Annotated in this window: 23 protein-coding genes; 8 read left to right on the top strand and 15 right to left on the bottom strand. The window is 66.7% G+C overall.

Features of this window, described 5'->3' with window-relative positions; genetic code table 11:
• Positions 1-273: 273 nt before the first annotated feature.
• The 9 genes from ACWDTI_RS26550 to ACWDTI_RS26510 form a co-directional block, all read right to left on the bottom strand.
• On the bottom strand, positions 274-1,455 hold the full coding sequence (locus ACWDTI_RS26550) for a lysophospholipid acyltransferase family protein (protein WP_449741130.1): 1,182 nt from the start codon (positions 1,453-1,455) through the stop codon (positions 274-276).
• Positions 1,456-1,635: 180 nt separating this feature from the next.
• Complete coding sequence (locus tag ACWDTI_RS26545; protein ID WP_449741129.1) at positions 1,636-2,688, bottom strand: NAD-dependent epimerase/dehydratase family protein; 1,053 nt, start codon at positions 2,686-2,688, stop codon at positions 1,636-1,638.
• Positions 2,689-2,820: 132 nt separating this feature from the next.
• Entirely contained in the window at positions 2,821-2,922 is a 102-nt protein-coding gene (locus tag ACWDTI_RS26540; protein WP_003402602.1) for a 30S ribosomal protein bS22, read from the bottom strand.
• 255 nt (positions 2,923-3,177) lie between these two features.
• On the bottom strand, positions 3,178-3,423 hold the full coding sequence (locus ACWDTI_RS26535) for a helix-turn-helix domain-containing protein (RefSeq protein WP_449741128.1): 246 nt from the start codon (positions 3,421-3,423) through the stop codon (positions 3,178-3,180).
• Between the two features lie 212 nt (positions 3,424-3,635).
• Positions 3,636-4,484, bottom strand: coding sequence for a pyrroline-5-carboxylate reductase (proC, locus tag ACWDTI_RS26530; RefSeq protein ID WP_449741127.1), 849 nt, complete (start codon positions 4,482-4,484; stop codon positions 3,636-3,638).
• 42 nt (positions 4,485-4,526) lie between these two features.
• Positions 4,527-5,372 (bottom strand): thioesterase family protein, encoded by an 846-nt coding sequence (locus ACWDTI_RS26525; protein ID WP_449741126.1) that lies wholly within the window; start codon positions 5,370-5,372, stop codon positions 4,527-4,529.
• Entirely contained in the window at positions 5,317-6,273 is a 957-nt protein-coding gene (locus tag ACWDTI_RS26520) for a sugar phosphate isomerase/epimerase family protein (RefSeq protein ID WP_449741125.1), read from the bottom strand. The genes ACWDTI_RS26525 and ACWDTI_RS26520 overlap by 56 nt, the downstream gene beginning before the upstream one ends.
• Before the next feature lie 25 nt (positions 6,274-6,298).
• Complete coding sequence (locus tag ACWDTI_RS26515; protein ID WP_449741124.1) at positions 6,299-8,155, bottom strand: hypothetical protein; 1,857 nt, start codon at positions 8,153-8,155, stop codon at positions 6,299-6,301.
• Positions 8,156-8,258: 103 nt separating this feature from the next.
• Positions 8,259-9,251: a Ppx/GppA phosphatase family protein gene (locus tag ACWDTI_RS26510; RefSeq protein WP_449741123.1), complete on the bottom strand. Its 993-nt coding sequence runs from the start codon at positions 9,249-9,251 to the stop codon at positions 8,259-8,261.
• Positions 9,252-9,409: 158 nt separating this feature from the next.
• Between ACWDTI_RS26510 and ACWDTI_RS26505 the strand changes: the two genes are divergently transcribed.
• Positions 9,410-10,243 carry a hypothetical protein gene (locus ACWDTI_RS26505; RefSeq protein WP_449741132.1) on the top strand — a complete coding sequence of 278 codons (834 nt, stop codon included), beginning with the start codon at positions 9,410-9,412 and terminating at the stop codon, positions 10,241-10,243.
• A gap of 528 nt (positions 10,244-10,771) precedes the next feature.
• On the opposite strand, the gene ACWDTI_RS26500 is transcribed toward ACWDTI_RS26505, so the two are convergent.
• The 4 genes from ACWDTI_RS26500 to ACWDTI_RS26485 all read right to left on the bottom strand — a co-directional run bounded on the left by ACWDTI_RS26500 (position 10,772) and on the right by ACWDTI_RS26485 (position 14,181).
• On the bottom strand, positions 10,772-11,458 hold the full coding sequence (locus tag ACWDTI_RS26500; protein WP_449741122.1) for a response regulator: 687 nt from the start codon (positions 11,456-11,458) through the stop codon (positions 10,772-10,774).
• A gap of 22 nt (positions 11,459-11,480) precedes the next feature.
• Positions 11,481-12,923 carry a sensor histidine kinase gene (locus ACWDTI_RS26495; RefSeq protein ID WP_449741121.1) on the bottom strand — a complete coding sequence of 481 codons (1,443 nt, stop codon included), beginning with the start codon at positions 12,921-12,923 and terminating at the stop codon, positions 11,481-11,483.
• 107 nt (positions 12,924-13,030) lie between these two features.
• On the bottom strand, positions 13,031-13,363 hold the full coding sequence (locus ACWDTI_RS26490) for a GNAT family N-acetyltransferase (RefSeq protein WP_449741120.1): 333 nt from the start codon (positions 13,361-13,363) through the stop codon (positions 13,031-13,033).
• Positions 13,364-13,434: 71 nt separating this feature from the next.
• Positions 13,435-14,181: a phosphoglyceromutase gene (locus tag ACWDTI_RS26485; protein WP_449741119.1), complete on the bottom strand. Its 747-nt coding sequence runs from the start codon at positions 14,179-14,181 to the stop codon at positions 13,435-13,437.
• Between the two features lie 461 nt (positions 14,182-14,642).
• Here ACWDTI_RS26485 and ACWDTI_RS26480 point away from each other — a divergent pair, with 461 nt between their 5' ends.
• The 4 genes from ACWDTI_RS26480 to ACWDTI_RS26465 all read left to right on the top strand — a co-directional run bounded on the left by ACWDTI_RS26480 (position 14,643) and on the right by ACWDTI_RS26465 (position 19,630).
• Positions 14,643-15,956, top strand: a complete 1,314-nt coding sequence (locus ACWDTI_RS26480; protein WP_449741131.1) for an MFS transporter — start codon at positions 14,643-14,645, stop codon at positions 15,954-15,956.
• 37 nt (positions 15,957-15,993) lie between these two features.
• Positions 15,994-17,211 (top strand): M24 family metallopeptidase, encoded by a 1,218-nt coding sequence (locus ACWDTI_RS26475; RefSeq protein WP_449741118.1) that lies wholly within the window; start codon positions 15,994-15,996, stop codon positions 17,209-17,211.
• A gap of 73 nt (positions 17,212-17,284) precedes the next feature.
• Positions 17,285-18,082 (top strand): IclR family transcriptional regulator, encoded by a 798-nt coding sequence (locus ACWDTI_RS26470; RefSeq protein ID WP_449741117.1) that lies wholly within the window; start codon positions 17,285-17,287, stop codon positions 18,080-18,082.
• A gap of 123 nt (positions 18,083-18,205) precedes the next feature.
• A complete protein-coding gene (locus ACWDTI_RS26465) occupies positions 18,206-19,630 on the top strand; it encodes an APC family permease (RefSeq protein WP_449741116.1) in 1,425 nt (474 codons plus the stop codon).
• Between the two features lie 21 nt (positions 19,631-19,651).
• On the opposite strand, the gene ACWDTI_RS26460 is transcribed toward ACWDTI_RS26465, so the two are convergent.
• Together ACWDTI_RS26460 and mshA are read right to left on the bottom strand one after the other, a co-directional pair.
• Positions 19,652-20,266: a YbjN domain-containing protein gene (locus ACWDTI_RS26460; RefSeq protein WP_449741115.1), complete on the bottom strand. Its 615-nt coding sequence runs from the start codon at positions 20,264-20,266 to the stop codon at positions 19,652-19,654.
• A gap of 27 nt (positions 20,267-20,293) precedes the next feature.
• A complete protein-coding gene (gene mshA, locus ACWDTI_RS26455; RefSeq protein ID WP_449741114.1) occupies positions 20,294-21,634 on the bottom strand; it encodes a D-inositol-3-phosphate glycosyltransferase in 1,341 nt (446 codons plus the stop codon).
• A gap of 131 nt (positions 21,635-21,765) precedes the next feature.
• Here mshA and ACWDTI_RS26450 point away from each other — a divergent pair, with 131 nt between their 5' ends.
• From ACWDTI_RS26450 to ACWDTI_RS26440, 3 genes are read left to right on the top strand one after another with little or no spacing between them, the layout of a single operon-like run.
• Positions 21,766-23,004 carry a cytochrome P450 gene (locus ACWDTI_RS26450; protein ID WP_449741113.1) on the top strand — a complete coding sequence of 413 codons (1,239 nt, stop codon included), beginning with the start codon at positions 21,766-21,768 and terminating at the stop codon, positions 23,002-23,004.
• The gene (locus tag ACWDTI_RS26445) at positions 22,997-23,563 is read left to right on the top strand and encodes a TetR/AcrR family transcriptional regulator (RefSeq protein ID WP_449741112.1); all 567 of its coding nucleotides are present in this window, start codon (positions 22,997-22,999) and stop codon (positions 23,561-23,563) included. The genes ACWDTI_RS26450 and ACWDTI_RS26445 overlap by 8 nt, the downstream gene beginning before the upstream one ends.
• Before the next feature lie 53 nt (positions 23,564-23,616).
• Entirely contained in the window at positions 23,617-24,399 is a 783-nt protein-coding gene (locus tag ACWDTI_RS26440; protein ID WP_449741111.1) for an N-acetylmuramoyl-L-alanine amidase, read from the top strand.
• Positions 24,400-24,476: the final 77 nt, after the last annotated feature.

The following is a 24,476-nucleotide window of genomic DNA, read 5'->3' as shown; positions in this document are numbered from 1 at the left end:
GTACTCGGTCATCTCCTCAACCGTGAATCCCGGTGACATCCTCGTGTGCTCCATTTTCTATCAGGAGTGACTCACACCAAGTATGGCAATTACCGGAGGGCGCCCAGTCGACGAGAACCGCCGCCCAGTCGACTCGAAACGCTGCCCAGTCAACGCGGGAGGGCGCCCAGTCGACGCGGGAGGGCGCCCAGTCGACGAGAACCGCCGCCCAGCCGACGCGGGAGGGCGCCCAGCCGACGCGGGAATTGCCCGCTCGACGGATGGAAGTGAGGGTCAGCCGAAGTAGACGCTGCCCCGACGGCTCAGCATCCGGAAGAGCGTCTGCTGGATCTCCTCGCGGACGTGGTCGGTCAGGTCGAAGACGACCATCGGATCGTCGGCGGACGTCTCGTCGTAGCCACCGGTCTCGATCGGCCGGCCGAAGTGGATGTGCCACTTCGACGGCAGCGGGACCAGGCCGAGCGGCCCGAGGAGGGGGAAGGTCGGTGTGATCGGGAAGTACGGCAGCCCGAGGACCTTGGCCAGCGGCTTGAGGTCGGCGAGCATCGGGTAGATCTCTTCGGAACCGACGATCGACACCGGGATGATCGGTGCGGCGTTGCGCAGGGCGGTGGTGACGAAACCACCGCGACCGAACCGCTGCAGCTTGTAGCGATCCTTGTAGAGCTTGCCGATTCCCTTGAACCCCTCCGGCCACACCGCGGTGAGCTCACCCGCGCGCAGCAGGCGATCGGCGTCGTTGGTGCAGGCGAGGGTCGCACCGACGCGCCGGGCCACCTCGCTGACGCCCGGGGTGTCGAAGGCCATGTCGGCGGCCAGCACGCGGAGATAGCGGTTGGTCGGGTGGTGATCGTGGACGGCGACCGACGTCATCAGGGCATCTACGGGGAGGGTGCCGGCGTGGTTCGCGACGAGCAGTGCGCCGCCTTCGAGCGGCAGATTCTCCACGCCGCTGACCTCGACCCGGAACCACTTCTCGTAGACCTGGCGGACGGCGGGAAACCACACCGATTCGGTGAAGTGCGGATCGAAACCGAACTCGTCGACCTCGTACTCGCCGGTCATCCGTTCGCGGATGAACCCGGCGGTGGCGGTCAACGAATCGGCGACCGCACCGCGAATCCCGGACAGCGAGAACAGCGGACTCGAGCGGTTCGGACCGCGATGTTCGGGGCCGAGTGACTCCGCAGCCGCCCGCACGTCGTCGTTGATCGGCGTGACCGCGGCGGGCGGTCGTCCGAAGCCATCGGTGTTGGGATGCCCGACGGGCTGGGTGGGACGCGACTTCGTTTGCGCGGGTGCGGGTTTCGTCGTCGCCTGGCCTGGATGCTGACTCGGGTGCCGCCCGCGGGCGCCACGCTGACCGGTCACGTCGGGACCCGATGGGGTTGCGTAGAGCTGAATCACCTTTGCGGTACGTGCGTCCGTTGCGCCGCCACCTGCCAAGATGCTCACCCCGATCTTGCTCGTACGATCGACCCGCGGGCCGTGGTGGCGCTCCGCCACCGTATGTGATTCGTCACTAGTCTGACGCGATCCGTCATCATCTTACCCGCACATACGACCGGGTATGTGCTCCGAGTGTAGAGGTTGCAACTGCGTTGTGCATTGATGTGCGCTAAGTCACAGTGCGTGTCATTGCAGTTGATGCGCCGCGTCGACCGCACGCCGCTCCAGCGATCGCCACGTCTCGGGCGCGATGACGGCACTCGAGCCCCCGCGGGCGACGAAGTCGTCGACTGTCTCGATCGTCGAGTAGCGCGGCGCGAACCCCAACTCCGCACGCATGCGAGTGGTGTCGAGGACGCGTCCGTAGGTCAGGAACTCGGTCTGACTCGAGCGCAGCTTGGCCGACCGCAGGTCCTGGAAGACTCCGGTGATGGGCGCGAGAAGTCCACTGGGAACAGGCAATTCGATGTGCCCGATACGTCGGATGGCCTGTGTCAGGGTCACCACCCCATCGCCGGAGATGTTGAAGGTGCCGGGTTTGCCGTACAGCGTCACGTGCTCCATGGCGGCGAGCGCGTCCTCCTCGTGAAGGAATTGCAGTCGCGGTTGGTATCCGATCACCGTCGGCACGATGGGCAGCGACAGGTACGACCCCATCCGGGTGTTGATCCGCGGACCGAGGATCGCCTGCGGCCGCACTATCGTCACCTCGATGTCTTGTCGACGTCGAGCAAGACCGCGAACGTAGCCTTCGATGTCGAGCAGATCGCGCCCATAGCCGCGCTTGGGTTCGCGGCGCGCGGTCGTCTCCTCGGCAAAATGTGACGGGTCATGAGCACTGGCCCCGTAAACCATGGCCGTCGACCGGAGGATGAGGCGCTTCACCGAAGGGCTTCGCTGGCAGGCGGCACACACCTGCATCGCACCGACGACGTTGAACTCCTTGATCGCCGACGAGTGCGGCGCGGTCTCCATGATCGAGGTTGCCGCGTGCACGACGGTGTCGACCTCGTAGCCGGCGATCGCCTTGGCGATGGCCGGACGCCGGATGTCGAGGCGCAGGAACTCGGCACGGCCCATTCGCCGCATGAGGTCCTTGCGGGGGACCCGGGAGTCCACGGCGAGCACCCGCTCGATGGCGGGGTTGGCCGCCAGGCGGGCGACCAGGTATCCGCCGAGGAAGGTGGACGCACCGGTCACCAGGACCGTGCGTGGCGTCGTCGACGTCTCGTCTGACATGTCCCCAGGCTAGGACATGCGACAGCACCCCGCTCAACGCGTCTGTTCACACGAGGCGACGCAGAAACGACGAAGAACCCGCGATCGGCGGGTTCTTCGTGGACGACACCGCGAGCAGGACTCGCGCGCGGCCTATTTACCGAGCTTGCGACGCTGCACCCGGGTCCGACGCAGCAGCTTGCGGTGCTTCTTCTTCGACATGCGCTTGCGGCGCTTCTTGATCACAGAACCCATCGGGTCGCTTCCTCACATCTTCTTCGTTTTTCTTCGGACAGCGAGTTCGCTGTCGGCCGATGTCCTCGGCGCGGCAGAAACATCGGCACGCGACCATCAACATTACCGGCCGGTGACCGTCAGACGAAAATTGGCCGGGTCGAACCGGTGCCGACCCCCGGAAACGACGACTCCCCCGGGTCGGCCGCAGCACTGCGCGGCCCACCCGAGGGAGCGAAACCAGCACGTCAGGTCGTCTGACCCGATGTCATGGCATCAGCCGACGTCGAAGTACGAGGTCTCCAGGTAGTCGTGCACGGCCTTCGCGTGCACCCGGAACGAACGGCCGACGCGCACGGCGGGCAACTCGCCGCTGTGCACCAGTCGGTAGACCGTCATCTTCGAAACACGCATCAACGATGCGACCTCGGCGACCGTGAGGAACTGCGAACCCGACGAGGCGTTACCCACTGGGTTTCCCGTGCCGCCGGTCCTATCACCAGGCTTTTCTGCTGCAGCCATGAATCACTCATACCTCCGGTGCACGCGTCGCGGCCGCCGGCTTCCCCTCCGGCGGACATCAGACACGCACGTGCTTAAAGCAGCTTAACGTGGCAGATGTGAAAAAAGCGACGTGAGTTGTGTGAAAACTGCACCTATTGTCGTTTCGACCCCAAGATCCTGGGGTTTTACTGCCGTACAACCCCAATTCATGGGGTTTCGAGGTTTGAGCGCTACGCCTTTCCGCTGCTCAAACCCTCAATGTCTGGTCGATGGCCAGTCTTCGCGCTGACGCTCGCACACGCCTGAGTTGCCTGGTAGACGCCGTGGCGGAAGCCATTGGCCTCGAATTCCCGGATGGCCGCCGCAGTGGTGCCGCCCGGCGAGGTCACCGCGGCCCGCAGATCCACCGGCGAGATCCCCGATTCGCTCAGCAGCAGGCCCGCACCACGGATGGTCTGGACGGTCAGCTCGCTCGCCTGAGCCCGCGTGAGGCCCAGCGCGACTCCGGCGTCGATCATCGACTCGGCCATCAGGAAGACGTAGGCGGGCCCGGAGCCGGAGATCGCCGTCACCGCATCCATCCGCGACTCCGGCACCACCGCGACCTTGCCGACCGACATGAGCAGGGCCTGCACCGCCTCGACCTGCTCGTTGCTCACGTACCGTCCGGCCGACATCGCCGACATCGCCTCGTTGACCAGCATCGGCGTGTTGGGCATGACGCGGATGACCGGGGAGCCGGCCTGCAGGGCGTTCTCGTACTTCTGGATGGGCAGCCCGGCCACCAGGGTGACCACGACGCGCTCGGACTCGGCGTCGTCGTCGGCCGACGCGATCTTGCGCAGCACAGCGTCGACGTCGTCGGGTTTGATGGCGAGGAAGACGTACTGCGCGCCCTCGGCGGCGACAGTCGCGTCGTCGGTGACCAGCACGCCGTATTCGTCGGCGATCTCCTTCGCCCGCCTCGGCATCTTCTCGGCGACGACGAGATCCTTGGTGTGTTTGCCCGCCTGGATGAGTCCCGCGAGCAGGGCTTCACCGATCTTTCCGCCTCCGATGATGGCGATGCGTTCGGTCACGACTGGTTGCCTTCCTGAGTGTGTGGTCGTCGGGTGGGTGGGTCAGCGCGTGTACTTGGGGATCAGGGCGAGCTGCCGTGATTGCGCGATCACCGTGCCCTCCGAGTCCACCACGAGGTGATCCTCCTCGAACATGCCGGGTCCGATCTCGATGCTGCTCGCGGCGAATCGCAGCCAGCCCGGGGCCGGGCGTCGACGCACGTAGGTGGTGAGCTGGACCGTCGGCGCCCAGCCGGCCAGGCCGATGTTGGCGACGACGGGCAGTGAGATGTCGCCGACGAGAACCGCGAAGTCCTCGTCCGGTTCGGCGTCTCTCGGCCGCGCCCACCCGCGCACCACCGGGTCCCCCTTCTCCCCGCGGCTGAACGCAGCCGCGCTGTGATCGAGCACCAGATGCAATGCACCACCCAGATGGTTGAACGCCTCCATCGGCGATCCCTCCAGGGGCAGGCTGTCGGCGGTTGGTTCGGCGGGTGTCGCGTCGAGCAGCGTGGGCGCCGAATGATGGGAGGGGCCGGTATCCGGGGCGGTCAGCGTGACCGACGACGACACCATCGTGCGGCCGTCCTGCACCGCGTCGACCGACATCACGGTGACCGTGCGACCACGCTTGCGGATCGTGACGTCGAGCGTGAGCTCGGCGGGGGCGGGTGCGGTGAGGTAGTCGCTGGAGATCGCCACCGGGATCTTGGCCTCGTCGACCGCCGCATCGCCCAGGGCGGTCAGCGCCGATCGCGCGGCATGGGCGACCACCATCTGCAGGCTGCCGCCGTGCACCTTGGGGCCGATGGTGAACACCGGATCGACGAACGCCTGGTAGCTGATGCGGTCGTCACCGGCCCGCGCCACCTCCGTGAGGGTCAACAATTCGGCCAACTTGTTCGACATCGCTCCGCTCTCGTCCGCCCGGCGCCGGTGGCAACCGCCGTGTGAGGTGCTGCCGGGCAAAATCTAGCGAACGGGCCAGCAGGGCACTTCGTTCGGGTTTCGTCCGCGCCGCGCTGGTCGTGACCTCCAACACAACGGCGCCGGCGAACTCGCTGTCGGCGAGACGGCGGCACACCTCGGCGCAGGGCTGTCCCCCGTCACCGGGCAGCAGGTGTTCGTCGGTGGACGCACCGTCGCCGTCGGCGAGGTGCAGATGGGTGAGCTTCGACCCCATGCGATCGAACAGGTCAAGCGCATCGATCCCGGCGGTGGCCGTGTGCGAGAGGTCGAGCGTGTAGTGGTCATAACCGTCGTCGGTGGGATCGATCGACTTGCCGAACGCCGACACCGCCAGGCCCGGCCCACCGCCACGATTCTCGAGCCGCTTGACCGACCGCTCCCCCGCACCGAACAGGCGGTCGGCCCGCATCGGAAACATGTTCTCGACGGCGATCGCAACGCCACTGTCGTCCTCGAGTTCGGTGACGAGATCGTCGAATGCTTCGACGTAGGCGCGCTGCCAGCGGAACGGCGGATGCACGACGACGGTTTCGGCGCCGAGGTCCTCGGCGGCCTCGACCGACCGGGCCAGTTTCACCAGCGGGTCACGTCCCCACACCCGCTGCGAGATGAGCAGGCACGGCGCGTGGATCGACACGACGGGCATCTGATAGCGCTCGGACAGGTATTCGACGTGGCCGATGTCCTGACTCGCGGAGTCGCCCCACACCATGAGTTCGACGCCGTCGTAGCCGAGCTCGGCGGCGTACTGGAACGCCGCTTCGGTGTTCTGGGGGTACACCGATGCCGTCGACAGCCCGATGGGGATGTCGACCAGGTGCGGCTGGCTCGGCTGCGTCACCGGGCGCACACGACGGGTGGCCGGCTCACGTCGCCAACAGGACGAGCGGGCCGATCGTGACGATGAGTCCGACGCCGAGCGCAAGGAGTGTGGTGGTCAGGTCCTTTGTCCGGCGCACGACGTGGGAGAACGTCACGATGCCGAAGATCACGAGCACGGCCAGCACCAGCGCGAAGTAGACGTTCCACTTCCAGAGTTCGGTGAAGCCCCAGAACAGCCCGATGCCGACCGCCACGCCGGCCAGCGATTCCCCGATGATCATCAGCCAGGCGGCCATCGGCGATTTCTCGTGGTCGGATGTACCGGAGTCGGTGTCGGCGGTCTCGGTTGTGGCTGACGGCGCTGTCTCGACGGCCGGGGCCTGCTCGTCGTCGACCGGGATCTGCGCGTCGGCCGCTGCGGACTCGGGAGCGGCGCCTTCCTCGGCGTCGGCCTCGGTGACGACCGGGCCGGCCTCGACGTCGGAGGACTCGTCGGTGTCCGTCCACGTCTCGGTCGCGTCGGTGTCCTGGTCGGCGTCGGTGTCCTGGTCGGCGACGGTGTCCTGGTCGGCGACGGTGGCTTGGTCGGCGACGGTGGCTTGGTCGGCGACGGTGGCCTGATCCTCTTCGGCGGCCTGGTCACCGTCGGCCTGGTCAGCCCCAGCGGCCTGGTCCCCTTCGGTGTCCAGGTCGGCGTCGGTGGCCTGGTCGGTGGCCTCGTCGGCGTCGGTCTCAGCGGGCAGGGTGTCGGCACCCGCATCGGTGCTCTCGTCGACCGGCTCCGGTTCCTCCGGGTGCTCGTCGACCGTTTCCGCGGTGTCCGTGATCTCGGCGCCTTCGACGTCCCCATCAACGGCCTCGGCCTCGGTCGACGTGTCCTCGATGTCCTCGTGTGTGGCGTCGTCGGTGGCTGAAGCGTCGTCCGGGGTGTCGAGCGACGGCGATTCGTCGGCTGCGGACTCGGCTGACGACTCATCGGCCGGCGCGTCCTCGGTGTCGGTCGCTCGCGTCGCCGCAGCCACACCGGCCACTCCGGCGACTCCGGCCGTGGCAAGCGCGGCGGTGGCGGCCGAGGCGTGCCCGGTCGACTCAGGGGCGGCGTCTTCGCCGACCTGGTCATCGCCTGCCGCAGCCTGCGCGTCGGCGCCCGGTTGCCGTGACTTGTCCTTCTTGAACCGTCCGAACAGCCCACGCTTCTTGGCGGGCTTCTCCTCGACCGCCACGTCGCTGAAGTTGCGGTACGCGTCGAAGTCCCCGACGACCTCGGGGCGCCCATCGGCGGCGGGGGTGCCGGGGGTATTCGACGACGCGAGATCGACGCCCTCGATGTCGTCGGGTTCCACGACGACGAGGTCGTCGCGGTCGTCCTCGACCACCGGGATGATGCGGGTGACCGCGTTCGCCGACTCCTCGTCGAGATCGGCGCCGACGACGGCGCCGGTCTGAGTCGACTCGTCGGCAAGCCGTGCGGTCACGCTGCCTGCGCTGAAGTCGCTCGTGGCCGGTGGCCGGGCGAAGCTCGGCATGCCGCTGGCGGCTGTGCGCGCGGACGCGTTCGTGGGTTCGGGGCCGGCGGAGCTTTCGGCAGGTGCGGGGAGTTCGGGGCCGGACGGCGGCACCGCGACGGCACCGTCGTCGGCGCGACGCCTGGCGACCGGACTCGACGACCGGGGGAACGAACCGGTGTCGATGCGCGGGATCTCGCCGGTCAGCTCCGACACCGACACCGATCCCTCGCGGCCGACACGTCGGCGGCCGCGGCCCTCGCGCGGGGTGACCGCGGGGCCGCCGCTCTCGCGACTGCGGGCCAGCAGTTCGGACACCGAGATCGGGCGGGAGTCCGTGGGTTGCTCCCCGGACCCGGTTCCGCTCTCGTCACCCGACGCCGATTCTCCAGCCATAAGCGTTCGTTCTCCGTCCTCGCAATCGATCTGTCCCGGCACGGGACCGCATCACAATCCGCCCCCGAGCTGCGGTGCACCGCCACGCCGTTCGGCGCGTGGGTCAACCAATGCCTCGGCCGGTCCCCTTTGCCGCCGAGGTCTTGGTCCCGACAGGTTCGGCGGTCCGCATCGGTTCTTCGTCGAGTCGACGCAGGATGACCCCCTCACGCAGAGCCCACGGACAGATCTCAAGTGTATCTATAGACAATGCCCGCATCGCGGCCTCGGCCACGAGCGCACCGGCGACGAGCTGACCGGCGCGGTCGGCGCTGACACCTTCGAGCTCGGCACGGTCGTCGCGGGTCATGCGGGAGATGAACGCGATGAGCTGCCGCAACCCGTTGGCCGTCAGGTAACGCTTGACGCGCGGACCGGCTCCCGACGGTGCCGCGCCGGTCAGGCGCGCCAGGCTGCGGAACGTCTTCGACGTGGCCACCGCGAGATCGGGCCTGCCGGGGTCCATGAGCTCCTTGGCGGCGGGTTTGAGTTCGGCGTCGAGCCAGTCCCGCAGCACCGAAACCCGACGGCGATCCGGCGGATCACCGGGCAACCACTCCCGCGTCAGGCGACCCGCACCCAGCGGCAACGACAGCGCCACATCTGGTTCCTCATCGACGCCGTTGGACATCTCGAGGGAGCCGCCGCCGATGTCGAGCGCGAGGATGCGACCGGCACCCCAGCCGTACCAGCGGCGGACGGCCAGCGAGGTCAACCGCGCCTCGTCGCGACCCGACAGCACGGTCACCCCCACGCCGGTCTTGTCCGCCACGTGGGCGAGGACCTCGTCGCTGTTGCTCGCGTCGCGGACCGCGGACGTGGCGAACGCCATGATCTGCTCGCACCCGGACGTCGACGCGATGTGGGTGAACTCGTCGACGGACTCGACGAGTTTCTCGGCCGCGCGGTCGGTCAACCGCCCGCGGCTGTCGATCTGTTCCGCCAGACGCAGCACCGATTTGGTGGAACTCATGGGCGTGGGATGACCGCCGCGATGGGCATCGACGACCAACAGGTGGACCGTGTTGCTGCCCACGTCGAGCACTCCTAGACGCACGTCAGACAACCCTAGTGCCTGACGCCCGAGAGTAGATACGTGGATCTGTAATTCGGGTGCGCCGGCACCCGCCGCGGACGGCGCCGGGCACGTCGGCGTGCGACTTCGCCGACGACGGTTACCGTTGAGGCGTGCCCAGCCCCAACGCATCGACGCGCATCAAGCCCGCGCCCGAAGTCGATCTCGATTTTCCCCGCGAGTGGTACGAGTTCGTCGACCCCGCCAATCCCGAACATGTCATCGCCGCCGACATGACCTGGCTGCTGTCGCACTGGACGTGCGTCTTCGGCACCCCGGCCTGCCAAGGCATCATCGAGGGCCGCGAGCACGACGGCTGCTGCAGCCACGGCGCCTACCTGTCCGACAAGGACGACCGGCGCAACCTCGCCCGCTCGATGGCCATGCTCACCGAGGACGACTGGCAGTACTACAAGAAGGGCTCCGGCAAGGACCCGCTCGGGCCGCGCGGCTACCTCGAGGAGGGCGAGGCCGACGAGGATGGCGAGCCGACCCTGAAGACACGGAAATACAAGGGCGCCTGCATCTTTCTGAACCGTCCGGGATTCGCCGGAGGCACCGGATGCGCGCTGCACTCGATGGCGCTGCGTCGAGGTCTCGAACCGCTCACGGTGAAACCCGAAGTGTGCTGGCAACTTCCGGTCCGGCGCGCGCAGGAGTGGGTGGAGCGCCCCGACGGCACCGAGGTGCTGCGCACCACGATCACCGAGTTCGACCGCCGCGGATGGGGCGAAGGCGGGCACGACCTGAAGTGGTACTGCTCGGGATCGCCGGACGCACACGTCGGCGCCACGCAGGTGTGGGAGTCCTACGCCCCCGAGCTGACGGAGTTGATCGGGAAACCCGCCTACGACGCCCTCGCCACCGCGTGCCGCCGCCGAAAAGGGTTGGGCCTGGTCGCGGTTCATCCCGCCACCGCCGCCGCCACCACGCGTCGGGAGACCGACATCAAGTACGAGTTGCTCGAGGACTGACGGGATGGCCGACGCACCACTCCGCTGAGTGAGCAAGTGCCGCAGCCCCTACCGCTGATCGAGTGAGTGCCACGCCCTTACCGCTGATCGAGTGAGTAACCAGGGCCGCCGCAGGCGGCCAGCGTGGGCTGGGAAGAGTCGCAGCCCTTTTCGCTGATCGATCTCGATGCGGTCGTCGCAAGCTCCTCCCTGACTCGATCCAAGGAGTAAGCCCGCGAGCTTGCGAGCGAGCGCATCGAGATCAACGGTGAACGAGATCTCGATGCGGACCCTCGCAAGCTCGGGGCCTTACTCGATCAGCGGAGGTGGCGACTCTTCGGATCAGGGAGGAGCGTGGCGACGACCAAATCGAGACCTCACCCGTTGTCAGACAGCCGATCTCGATGCGGCGCCTCGCTGCGCTCGGAGCCTTACTCGATCAGCGAATGGAGGACTCTCCCCGGCCCACGCAAGCCGCGATACTCACTCGATCAGCGGGTGGATAACTCGACCGGCGAAAGGCGGCAACGCTTTCCCGGCCAACGAACCTCAGGGCTCGTACTTGTAGCCCAAACCCCGCACGGTCACCAGATGTTTCGGGTTACCCGGATCGGGTTCGACCTTCGAGCGGAGCCGTTTGACGTGCACGTCAAGGGTTTTGGTGTCGCCGACGTAGTCGGCACCCCAGACGCGGTCGATGAGCTGTCCGCGCGTCAGCACCCGGCCGGCATTGCGCAGGAGGTACTCGAGGAGGTCGAACTCCTTGAGCGGCAGGGTGATCAACGTCCCGTTGACGGCGACCGTGTGGCGCTCGACGTCCATCCGGACGGGCCCTTCTTCGAGGATGCTGATCGACAGATCCTCGTCGCCGACATCGCCACCGCGGCGCAGGACCGCGCGGATGCGGGCGATCAGCTCGCGGGCCGAATACGGTTTGGTGACATAGTCGTCGGCGCCGAGTTCGAGACCCACCACCTTGTCGATCTCGCTGTCTCGTGCGGTCACCATGATCACCGGCACGCTCGACCGCGCGCGCAGCGATTTGCAGATCTCGGTGCCCGACATGCCGGGCAGCATGAGATCGAGCAGGACGATGTCCGGGCTGATCCGGTCGAAGGCCGAAAGTGCCTGCGCCCCATCGTTGATCACGCTGGCCTCGAATCCCTCCTTGCGCAGCAGGAACGCCAGGGGGTCGGCGAGGGATTCCTCGTCCTCAACGATCAGTACGTGCGTCACCGATGCATTTCCTTTTTGGTAGTCATGGACGTTCTGTCGCGGGTTGCGACAACGAATCCTGGTCGGTGGGGCACAACGCCCCGGCGAGCTTGCCCGCCACGTCGACGTCGCCGACCGGCTCATCCGTGTCGGCATCGTCGATGTCGCCGATGTCGGCGATGTCGGCGGTGAGATCCTGCGGGATCTGCAGCGTGAAGGTCGATCCGGTGCCCGGCTTGCTCCACAGTTTGATCGCCCCACCGTGATTGGCGGCGACGTGTTTGACGATCGCCAACCCCAGCCCCGTACCACCGGTCTGCCGCGAACGCGCCTTGTCCACCCGGAAGAATCGTTCGAAGACCCGCTCCTGATCGTCGGGTGCGATGCCGAGGCCGCGGTCGGTGACCGCGATCGACACCATCGGCCGTCCCTCGGACCGCGTGATGCGCCGGCTGACGGACACCGTCGTGTTGGCCGACGAGTAGACGATCGCGTTGACGATGAGATTGTTCAGCGCGGTGAGCAGAAGCGGACGGTCGCCCCGGACGGTCAGGCCCGACGGGGCATCGGCGTGCAAGGCGATGCCGGCGGCCTCGGCACTCACCATGGCCGAGTCGATGGCGTCGCTGATCAGGGTGTCGACGTCGACGATCTCGAATGCCGACGTCTCGCCGCCCTGCAGTCGTGACAGGGCGATGAGTTCGCTGACCATCTTGCCCATCCGCTCGGTCTCGGAGACGACGCGTTTGCCGAAGTATTCGACGGAGTCCGGCTCGTCGGCAGACTCCAGCAGGGCTTCGGTCAGCAGGCCGATCGCACCGACAGGTGTCTTGAGTTCGTGCGAGACGTTGGCGACGAAGTCGCGTCGTGTCGCTTCCACGCGGGAGTGTTCGGTGTCGTCCTGGCCGTAGACCACGGCGTAATGCTCCTCGCCGTGGGCGACGAGGCGCACCAGACAGCGCACCGAGTCGACGCTGGAGGCGGTCGCCCGTCCGGTCGAGACGAATCCCAGCGCCGATTGCGGTGGGCTGAACTCGAAACGCGCCTCGACCTCGGTGTCCAGCACTTCCTTGGCCGCATCCCACACCGCGTCGGCCAGCAGCCGATCACGGACCAACCCCAGGTCGAGGGCCTGCTGGTTGTAGAGGACGACGTCACGGAACCGGTCGACGACGGCGACACCGTTCTCGGCGTGGCTCACGATGAGGCTCAGCAATCCGGCCTTGGTCATCCGCCCGTCGTCTGTGGTCACCGCCACATCCGAGTCGCGCAGCTCGGCAGTCTCGGCCACTTCGCGGGGGGCGATGGCGGGTACGATTCGCGGCTCCACTGACGCCGTCGCCACCACCGACTGTGCCGCGGCGTCCGCGGGAATCGATGGCGGCGCGGTCACCGACCTCATACCTCGGCGGTGCCAACCCATCCCCAGCAACACACCGCAGACCAACGCCAGTGCGAGCGCCGCGGCAACCCATGCAACGGTCACACTGGCAGCTTACGGCGCACCGAACGACTACCGCACCTGCGTCACATTTGTTCCGCGGCTGTTCACTCGTTGTTCGACAGCGCGGCCGATGCGACGACCCGGTTCGGCTACTGGGGCACCGACTCGGCGATGTCGGCGTACTCGGGATTCTGCTGGATGAAGCGCTGCACGTACGAACACACCGGGACCACCCGTTTGCCGCTGGCCCGGATGTCGTCGAGCACCGTCCGGACCAGCTGGCCGGCATATCCGTGGCCGCTGAACTGCTCGCGGATCACCGTGTGGGTGACCACCACCTGATATGGCTCCGAAACGTAGTCGACATATCCGACGACTTCGTCGCCGGACGTCAGATCGGCACCCGAATCCGGACTCAAGACCGCTTCGTAACGCTCTTGAGCAGGGGAATGATTGATCCTCAGCGTCCCGACATTCACCATGGCATCCAATGTAGCCTGCGTCACAGGGTCGGCACCATGACGATTCTGTTACAAGAGCTCAGGCACTCCTGCTACTTCTGGCCCTGTGCTGCGACCGCTGCCGCACCGGCCGCAGCCGCCTCCGGATCGAGGTAGGTGCCGCCCGGGTTGAGCGGCTTGAGGTCGTCGTCGAGGTCGTAGCGCAGCGGGTTGCCGGTCGGGATGTTCAGGGCCGCGATGTCGGCATCGGAGATGTCGTCGAGATACTTCACCAGTGCGCGCAGCGAATTGCCATGGGCGGCAACCAGCACGGTCTTGCCCGCCTTGATGTCGGCGGCGATCGTCTCGGTGAAGTACGGGATCATCCGGGCGACGACGTCCTTGAGACATTCGGTCAGCGGCACCGCGGGCAGGTCGGCGTAGCGCGGGTCGTGGGTCTGGCTGTATTCGGCCTCGGGATCGATCGGGGGTGGCGGCGTGTCGTAGCTGCGGCGCCAGAGCATGAACTGTTCCTGGCCGTATTTCTCCAGGGTGTCGGCCTTGTTGAGACCTTGCAGCGCACCGTAATGGCGTTCGTTGAGACGCCAGTCACGGATGACCGGAATCCAGTGCCGATCGGCCTTGTCGAGCGCGATCTGCGCGGTCTGGATCGCGCGCCGCAGCACCGACGTGTAGAGAATGTCGGGCAACAGATCGTGCTCGACGAGCAACTCGCCCGCGCGGACCGCTTCCGCTTCCCCCTTCTCCGTGAGCGCTACGTCAACCCATCCGGTGAACTGGTTGGACGCATTCCATTTGCTTTCGCCATGCCGCATCAGAATCAAGGTGCCGTTGCTCATGGGTGTCAGTTTTCCACAGAGCAGGCGCCCCTTCATGGCAGTCAGGCAAGGCGGCTTCGTGTCTCTCTCGATAGGTTTCGCCCCGGTATCCCCTCACGGTGTGGTCGGGGTCGCCGAAGCCCCGGCGACCCGCGGATTCGAGTTTCATTTATTGCAACGATGTTGCAATCAAGTCAACATAACGGCCAATGCGGTCTACACGGACGTCCCTCCATCACAAGACCCGTTGCGCTGCAGCCTTTTTGAGATGAATAACGCCATGAGGTCGGCGCTCGCGTACCGGGAAGAATCCTCAGGCCAGGTCTTGACACGCGTCCCCCGTCGTCCTACCGTTCCGTTAGATGCATCACTGTTGCTGTAACTGCAACACATATCCAGCCTCATCGCGCACCGGAGATGACCCCATGACTTCCACCCCCGAATCGGCACCGGCCCAACCGTTGTCCACCCGGCGATCTGACATGACCACCCCGACCATGGACGACATGGCAGAAACGCCTACTGCTCCACCGCAAGTGCTGCGACGCGTGGTCGCCGCAAGTTTCATCGGAAACTTCGTCGAGTGGTTCGACTATGCGGTCTACGGCTACCTCGCCACCGTCATCGCCCACGTCTTCTTTCCCGAGGCATCGGCATCCGCGGGACTTCTCGCGACCTTCGCCGTCTTCGCGATCTCCTTCGTGATCCGTCCGATCGGCGGTCTCGTCTGGGGCCACTTCGGTGACCGGATCGGACGGCGCACGGCGTTGTCGCTGTCCATCCTCATCATGTCCACGGCGACCGTCTGCGTTGCCCTCATCCCCGGCTACGCCACCATCGGGATCGCGGCACCTGTCCTGCTGCTGATCGTCCGAATGGTGCAGGGATTCTCGGCATCCGGTGAATATGCCGGCGCATCAGCATTTCTCGCGGAATACGCGCCCGAGGGTCGACGCGGACTCTTCACCAGCGTGGTCCCGGCATCAACGGCCTGCGGACTGCTCGTGGGTTCCCTTCTGGCAGCGTTGCTCACCGCTTCGCTGACCACCGATCAACTCGACAGCTGGGGTTGGCGTATCCCGTTCCTCCTCGCGGCACCACTCGGACTCATCGGTCGCTACATCCGGTTGCGCTTGGAAGACACACCGAAATTCCATGAACTGGAACTCCGCGAACACGCCAACGCACCGCTGCGCGAGCTGTTCACGGGTCATCGACGGGCCATTGTCATCGCGTTCGGCGTCACCTGCCTCAACGCAGTCGGCTTCTACCTGCTGCTGAGCTACATGCCGACCTACCTGTCGACCGAGCTGGGGGTCTCCGCGACCGCGTCGTTCATCGCGTCGTCGATCACCCTCACCTGCTACATCGCCTTCATCTTCGGCATGGGAGCACTCTCGGATCGCTTCGGCCGCAAGCGAGTGCTGATCGCCGCGTCGATCGGCTTCGCAGTTCTCACCGTGCCGCTGTTCGCTGCGCTCGGGGCGGTCGGCCTCGTCGGGATCATCGCCATTCAGATCACCCTGAACTTCCTGTTGACGATGAACGACGGGACGCTGCCCGTCTTCCTTGCCGAGATCTTCCCGACCTCGGTCCGCTACAGCGGATTCGCCTTCAGCTTCAACACCGCCAACGCGCTGTTCGGTGGCACCGCTCCCTTCATGGCCACTCTGCTCATCCACCTGACCGGCAACAAGCTGGCGCCCGCCGGCTACCTGGTGGCCGCGGCGATGGTCGCGATGATCGCGATGAGCTTCGCCCGCGAGACCTGCCGCCGGCCACTGGCCGACAACTGACCTCGACCCACGAAGAAACACGAAAGGAATCAGCACCATGCACCTCGACCGACTCAAGGATATCCCGAACGGGCACAAGGCCTTTCCCACCTTCTCCGATGCCGAGATGGACCGCCGCCTCACCGGACTCCGTAAGCTCATGGCCGACGACGGCGTCGACGCCGTCGTCCTCACCAGCTATCACAACATCAACTACTACTCGGACTTCCTGTACACCGCGTTCGGCCGCAACTACTACCTCGTCGTGACCCAGTCGTCGTCGACGACGGTGACCGCCAATATCGACGCCGGTATGCCCTGGCGCCGCTCCCACGGCGACAACATCGTCTACACCGACTGGCAGCGCGACAACCATCTCCACGCTGTGCAGCAGGTGTTGCAGCGCGACGGCATCGCGTCGGGGCGGCTCGGTGTGGAGGACGACCACCTCAACACCGCGCTCCGCGAACAGATCGCCGACTACACCGGCATGGACCTCGTCGACGTGTCCACACCCATCATGCGTCGGCGGATGATCAAGTCGGCGGAGGAGATCGCGCTGATCAGACACGGCGCCCGCATCGGAGATCTCGGCGGCGCAGCGGTGCGCGACGCGATCGCCGAGGGCGTTCCGGAATACGAGGTCGCGCTCGCCGGAACATCGGCGATGGTTCGCGAGATCGCCCGCACCTTCCCGCATGCCGAACTGCGGGACACCTGGGTGTGGTTCCAGTCCGGGGTGAACACCGACGGTGCCCACAACTGGTCGACAACACGTCGGGTCCAGCGCGGAGACATATTGTCGCTCAACTGCTTTCCCATGATCGCCGGTTATTACACCGCGCTTGAACGCACCCTGTTCGCGGGCGAGCCGAGTGCCGAGCACCTGCGACTGTGGGAGGTCAACGTCGCCGTTCACCGACGCGGTCTGGAACTCATCCGACCGGGCGCCGTGTGCAAGGACATCGCAGCCGAACTCAACGAGATCTACGCATCCGAAGGGCTACTGGCCAACCGCACCTTCGGCTACGGGCACTCCTTCGGCGTGCTCTCGCACTACTACGGGCGCGAGGCCGGACTCGAATTGCGGGAGGACATCGAGACCGTTCTCGAGCCGGGCATGGTGGTGTCGATGGAACCCATGATCATGGTTCCCGAGGGCCAACCGGGAGCGGGCGGCTATCGCGAGCATGACATCCTCGTCGTGAAAGACGACGGCGCCGAGAACATCACCGGGTTCCCGTTCGGGCCCGAGCACAACATCCTCGGCGTCTGACGACGGCGCCCCGCGTGCCCGGCGACGACCGGAGCCGCGCGGGGCCGCCGCGCGAGACACAAGGAGGTGGGTCGTGCCCGACGACAAAACGGCTGCGACGTCGGACAAGCGTGCGGCATCGGTACTCCTCAACGGCCTGGCGGTGCTCGAGGCATTCACGATCGAGGAGCCGGTGCTCGGCGTGACCGAGATCGCACGCCGCGTCGGGTTCCACAAGAGCACCGTGTCCCGCATCCTCGCCACCCTAGAACAAGCCGGATACGTCGAACGCGAGGCGCAGAGTGGTCGGTTCCGTCTGGGATTGGGTCTCATCGCATTGACCGGCCCACTCCTGGCCGATCTCGACGTCCGGCGGGTCGCGGGGCCCTCGCTGCAGCAGCTCACCGGGCGCACCGCGGAGACGAGCGCACTGATGGTGTGGAACGGCCACGAGTCCGTGGTCGTCGAGCAGGTCATGAGCCCCAAACAGGTCAAACACACCGCGGCCATCGGTACCCGTTATGACACCTGCGAGAGCGCGTCGGTGCAGGTCTTTCTCGCCGACCTGCCCGCCGTCGAGGTGCAACGTCTGCTGGATCGCCGGTTGCTGGTCACCAGCCACGGGGACGCCGCGGAACCGAACTGCTTGCCCGACGAGCTCGCCCAGGTGCGGGAACAGGGGTATGCCGTCAACGACGGCCGCACCTCCGCGGAGGAGGTCGGGATCGCGGCACCGGTACACGATCACCGCGGGGCGACGGTCGCGGCCGTGCTGCTGTCGGCTCCGCGGTTCCGGGTCCCGCCGACACTGATCGAGATCCTCGCGCGCGACGTCGTGGCGTGCGCTGCCGAGGTGTCCGCCCGGCTCGGGAGCACCGAAGCCCGAGGGTGAATCCGGGCCCACCACGCCCGTCCTGCAGCCAGGGCGCCGCCGGCGTCGATCCAGCCAGTACCGAACCGGCAACAACCTGGGATAAATCGGGCACAACGGACAAAACGGGTCTACCGTCGGAACATGACGACATCGGCGGATACCGGCTCGACTACTGCCGGCGAGCCGGAACTGAAACGGGTTCTGGGCTGGAAATTGTTGTTGCTGTTCATCATCGGCGACATCCTGGGAACCGGCGTCTACGCCCTGACCGGCCAGGTGGCGGGCGAGGTGGGCGGCGCGGCCTGGCTGCCGTTCCTGATCGCCTTCGCGGTGGCGACTCTCACCGCCTTCTCGTATCTGGAATTGGTCACCAAGTATCCACAGGCCGCGGGCGCCGCGCTCTACGTACACAAGGCATTCGGTATCCACTTCATCACGTTCATCGTGCTGTTCACCGTGATGTGTTCCGGCATCACGTCGGCGACGACGGCATCGCGGGCATTCGCGGTGAACATGCTGACGGCGTTCAACGGTGGCGACTCCCCGGACGCGACCAACCCCGCCCTGCTGTTCGTCGCCATCGGGTTCCTACTGCTGGTCATGTTCATCAACTTCCGCGGCGTCGCCGAGGGAGTGGGCACCAACGTCGTCCTGACCCTGGTCGAGCTGTCGGGTCTGCTGATGGTCATCTTCATCGGCTACTGGTTCATCGTCGGCGGCAACGCGCAACACTGGGATGCCGTGGTGGCCTTCGAGACTCCCGAGGACAAGACGGTGTTCATCGCCATCACGTCGGCGACCGCGCTCGCGTTCTTCGCACTCGTCGGCTTCGAGGACTCGGTGAACATGGCCGAGGAATGCAAGGACCCGGTGCGGATCTTCCCGAAGGTCATGCTCAGCGGGTTGGCGATCACCGCGACGGTCTATGTGCTGATAGCGATCTGCGCGGTGGCGATCGTGCCGGTGGGGGTGCTCGCGGAGAGCGAGACGCCGCTGGTCGACGTCGTCCAGGCCGCCGCACCGGATTTCCCGATCAGCGATCTGCTGCCGTGGATCTCGATGTTCGCCGTCGCGAACACCGCGCTGATCAACATGATGATGGCCAGCCGACTGCTCTACGGCATGTCGAAACAGGGTGTGCTGCCGGGATTCCTGTCCTACGTGCATCCGGGCCGGCGCACCCCGTTCGCGGCGATCATCTTCACCACGGTCATCGCGCTCGTCCTGCTGGTGTACGTCAGTGCCGACCCGAAGAGTTCCATCGTCGGCCTGCTCGGCGGCACCACCGCCCTACTGCTGCTCGGCGTGTTCACGGTGGTGAACGTCTCGGTGCTGGTGTTGCGACGGAAGCCGGTCGATCACAAGCACTTCCGTACCAGGACGCCCATCGCGGTGCTCGGCGCGATCACCTGCTTCTACCTCACGCTCCCGGTGACCGGGCGCAACCCCGAACAGTACGTGATCGCCGGGTGGCTGTTGCTGTTCGGTGTGATCCTGTGGGCGTTCACGTTCTGGCACCACAAGCGCCATCATGTCCCCGAGGGGCATCTGGAGGATGTGAACTGATTCAATGGCGTCGTGTCGCCGTCAGTCCTCGTCGAGCTCGGACGCGTCCGGCCGATCGGCGGCCCGGTCGAGCGCCGAGGTCTCCCCCGGAACGTACCGGTCTGGCAGGGGCGCACCCGGTTCCGGCAACGACTCCTTGTCGATGAGGTGCTCGAAGGCCAGCAGGTTGCGCAGCGACTCCCCCCGTGACACCCGCCAGGCCCATTCCCGCTGGATCGACGTGTGAAAGCCGATCTCCAGCAAGGTGTTGAAGTCCCCGTCCGCGGCTTCGAGCACCTGGCCGAGAACCCGGTCGATCTCGTGCTCGGACAACGCATCCGACGAGATCCGACCGACCAGGTAGATGTCGCCGGTGTTGTCGATCGTGTACGCCACCCCGTAGAGGCGCCGATTGCGCTTGAGCAGATAGCGATAGACGGCCTCGTGGTCCTCGTCGGGCCGGCGACAGACGAAGGCCTCCACCCGCACGCCGTGCGGGCCGGCGGTCAGCAGCACCGTGGTCTTGAGTTTGTTCTCCCCCGGCAGATCGAGCACCAGATGCTCGGTGTGCGGGCTCCCGGAATCCCTGTGGCTGAACGAGATCTCACCGTTGATCAGGGTGGTCTCGAGGATGTCGACGATCTCGGATCGGTTCACGCAGTCTTCCTTGTCGGGCGGGAGAAGTCAGGCGGGCATCCGGGCCTTGCGACGACGCCACCGGCGCGAACCGCGCCGCATCGACACCGCCGCGGCCGAGGTCGGATTGCGCGTCGCAAACGATCCCATCGCGTCCGAGTAGCTCGAAAGCAGTTGGGTGGCAGTGTGTTCCCACGAGAACTGTTCAGCGTGGATGCGCGCGTTGCGACCCAGTTCGGCCATCCGCGTCGGATCGACGAGGAGCCCACCGAGGGCGGTACTCCAGTCGCCGACATCGTGCCCGGCGACGAGCACACCCGAACGTCCGTCGGCGACCGCCACCCCGAGTCCGCCGACATCCGCGGCGACGACCGGGGTGCCGCAGGCCTGGGCTTCGATCGCGACGAGACCGAAACTCTCCGAATAGCTGGGTACCACAACGAGATCTGATGCCCGGTACACCTGGGCGAGGTTCGGCGCCGACTGCGGCGGCAGAAAGGTGATGGCGTCGGCGACACCGAGGTCGTCGGCCAGATCGATCAGCGCCGTCGGGCGCTCGAGACCACTGCCCGACGGTCCGCCGACGATCAGGACCCGCACCGGATGAGAAGTGCCGCGGTACTTCTCGATCAGGGGTGCGGCCGCCGCGAGCAGGACATCGGGCGCCTTGAGGGGTTGAATCCGACCGACGAAGGTCAGGATGGTTTCCTCCGGGTGCAGTCCGAGGTCGATCCGCGCGGCCTCCTTCGATCCCGGCGAATAGACGTCGAGATCGGCACCGGGGGTGACCACATCGATGCGTGAGCGATCGGCGTGGTACATCGAAACCAGTTCCGCCGCCTCGGTTTCGGTGTTCACCACCATGCGGTCGGCCTCGTCGACCACCTGTTGTTCGCCGATCACCCGCAACTGCGGCTCGGCGGTGTCCCCCTTGGCCAGGAAGGCGTTCTTCACCGCGGCGAGGGTGTGCGCGGTGTGCACCAGCGGCACCCCCCAACGGTCGCGGGCCAGCCAGCCGACCTGGCCGGAAAGCCAGTAGTGGGAATGGATGAGGTCGTAGTAGCCGGGCTTCTGCATAGCCTCGGCCCGCAGCACGCCGGCGGTGAAGGCGCACAGTTGCGCGGGCAGGTCGCGTTTGTCGAGCCCCTCGAACGGGCCGGCGACGACGTTGCGGACGGTCACGCCGGGCGCGGCCGCGACGACCGGGTCGTCCGACGACGACGTCGCCCGGGTGAAGATCTCGACCTCCACCCCGCGGCGCGCCATGCGGGTTGCGGTCTGCCAGACGTAGACGTTCATCCCCCCGGCATCCCCGGTCCCCGGCTGGGCCAGCGGCGACGTGTGCACCGAGATCAATGCGACACGTCTCGGCTGCAGGGGGCTGGTCATCCCTCCACCTTAGAGAAGGGCCGATGGTCGACTCGTTTCACCTCTGCCGAGCAGGACTTTTCATGGCTCGGCTGTGGCCGCGCACCACCCGCACCCTTGACACATTCCACACAGTGTCTCAGCCTCAGAACATGATCTCCGATGTGTCAACCAGCCCCACGTTCACCCTGCGATCCGGGGCGACGTGGGCGGACCCGTATCCGATGTACGCGGCGTTGCGCGAGCATTCACCCGTACACCGGGTGGAGGCTGCGACCGGTGATTACTGGGTGCTCACCCGCCACGCCGACGTGCTGGCCGCGGTCGATGACCCGGCCACGTTCTCGTCGGCGCAGGGATTGACCGTCACCTACGGCGAACTCGAAGCGATCGGCATGGTCGACAATCCCCCGCTGGTGATGCGGGACCCGCCGACCCACACCGCGTTCCGCAAGCTGGTGTCGCGCGGCTTCACTCCGCGACAGGTCGTCGAGATCGAGCCGAAGGTCCGCGAGTTCGTGGTCGAACGGCTCGACCGGCTCGGATCGGATGGTCCCGCCGACATCGTGGGCGAGCTGTTCAAGCCGCTGCCGAGCATGGTCGTCGCACATTATCTCGGGGTCCCCGAGGAGGATTGGGGCCGGTTCGACGGGTGGACCGAAGCCGTGGTGGGTGCGACGTCGGGCGTCGGCGGGATGGCCGCCGCCACGGAGTCGGCGGGTGCCGCGACGATGGAGATGCTCGGGTACTTCACCGAACTGATCGCGCACCGACGCAGGCATCCGGGCGACGACACGGTGTCGCAGCTGGTCTCCGCCGGGCTTGCCGACGACCCCGACGATCCGTCCGGCCTGCTGTCGATCCTGTCCTTCACGTTCACGATGGTCGCGGGCGGCAACGACACCACCACCGGCATGCTGGGCGGCAGCGTCGCACTGCTGCACCAGCACCCCGACCAGCGCCAACGCCTGATCGACGACCCGGGCCTGCTCCCCGGCGCCATCGACGAACTGCTGCGGCTGACGTCGCCGGTGCAGGGCCTGGCCCGCACCACCACCAGGGACGTGACGTACCCGAACACGCTCGACGAGCCGGTCACGATCCCCGCCGGCCGGAAGGTGCTGCTCTGTTACGGATCGGCGAACCGCGATCGGGACGTGTACGGCGACGACGCGGACACCGTCGCGGTGACCCGCCGGCCCCGCAAAATCCTCACGTTCAGCCACGGCAATCACCACTGCCTGGGCGCCGCGGCCGCACGGATGCAGGCGCGCGTCGCGCTCACCGAACTCCTGGCCCGCCATCCCGCGTTCACGGTCGACGTCGACGGCATCACGTGGGCCGAGGGCAACTACGTCCGCCGCCCGACTTACGTGCCGTTCCATGTCTGAGGTCTGGCTCGCGGCCGAGCGCACCGAACTCGCGTCGCAGCGCATCCTCGACGTCGCCGAAAGACTCTTCGTCGAGCACGGCGTCGGTGCGGTCACCATGCGACAGCTCGCCACCGCCGTCGGATGCTCTCGGGCAACGCTGTACCGCTACTTTCCGGGCAAATCGGAAGTCCTTGCCGCCTATGTGGATCGGGCCACCCACGATCTGGCCGACACCATCGGTGCGGCCGTCGCCGACGAACAGGACCCCCACGACCGGCTGCGTGCCGCGGTGACCACCGCCGTCGCCGGCGTCCGTGCGAATGCCGCGCTGATCGCGTGGTTCTCCCCGGAAACCGCCGGCACGTCGAGCCATCTCGCCCTGCTGTCCCCGCGGATCGAGAAGGTGACCGCCGATTTCCTCACCGTTCTGCTGCCCGACGCCGTCGACGACGACCTCCGGGATCGGGCACGCTGGCTGGTTCGCGTCATCGTGTCGCTGCTGACCACCCCCGGGGAGTCCGTCGACGCCGAGCGCGACATGCTCGACCGGTTCGTGATCCCGGTGATCCTGGCCTGAGTAGCGTGCATCAGGTGCATGCGCGTCGCGGGACCCGCCCAACGGTCGCAGCGGTGACGCTTGCGGCGGTACTCACGGCGACCGCGGCATGTGGCGGCGCCGAAAACCTGCCGGCCGCCACATCCAGTGCGTCCCGCACGAGCGCACCGCCGCCGGTGGCCAAACCCTGCGCGCCAACGGTCATCGCGCTCGACCCGGGACACTCGCCGGCACCGATCGCGCGCTTCGATCCGGTGACCGGCGCCAAGATGGTGGATTACCCCAACGGCGCCGAAGCCGCCGACGACATGTACGTGGCGAGGTCCGTACAACGCATGCTCGAGACCAACTCCGGCTACCGGGCGATCCTGGTGAAGACGTCGCTGTCCGACGACGCCGACTACCGCGTGCGGGTGCACCGGGCGGAGCAGGCCGGCGCCGCGCTCGGCGTCTCGATCCACACCTCGCCCGGCGACAACGCCGTCTTCGCCCAGCGGGTCGGCCTGTACCGGGAAGGCCCCGGACCGTCGGGCGACCCGGTGCGGGTGACGTTCACCGACGCTGCCGTCGCCGGGCGGTCTCAACGGGCAGCGGTACGGATCGCCGCGTCGCGCTCGAGCACGGAGGATCATCAGGTCCGCGTGACCGACAACGACTTCGGAGGCCGCTATCCGCTCTGGGCGGGGAACATCCCGATCATCTCGCTGATATCGACCCACGTCCCCTGGGTGTACAACGAGTTCGGGCCCGCGTCCGGCGGGGGTGGCGCCGACCCGGTCGCCCACGCCGACCTCGACCGCTATGCCCGCGGCATCAGCGACGGCATCACCGCGTCCACCCCTCCGGCACACTGCTGACCGGACACCACCGTCCGATTCGATGCACCCCACCGCGGTCCCCTACACTGTTGTCGGTAACGATTGTCATTTGCGTG

The sequence above is a fragment of the Gordonia sp. NPDC003424 genome, assembly GCF_053588655.1.
This window is presented reverse-complemented; position numbering and strand designations above follow the sequence as displayed.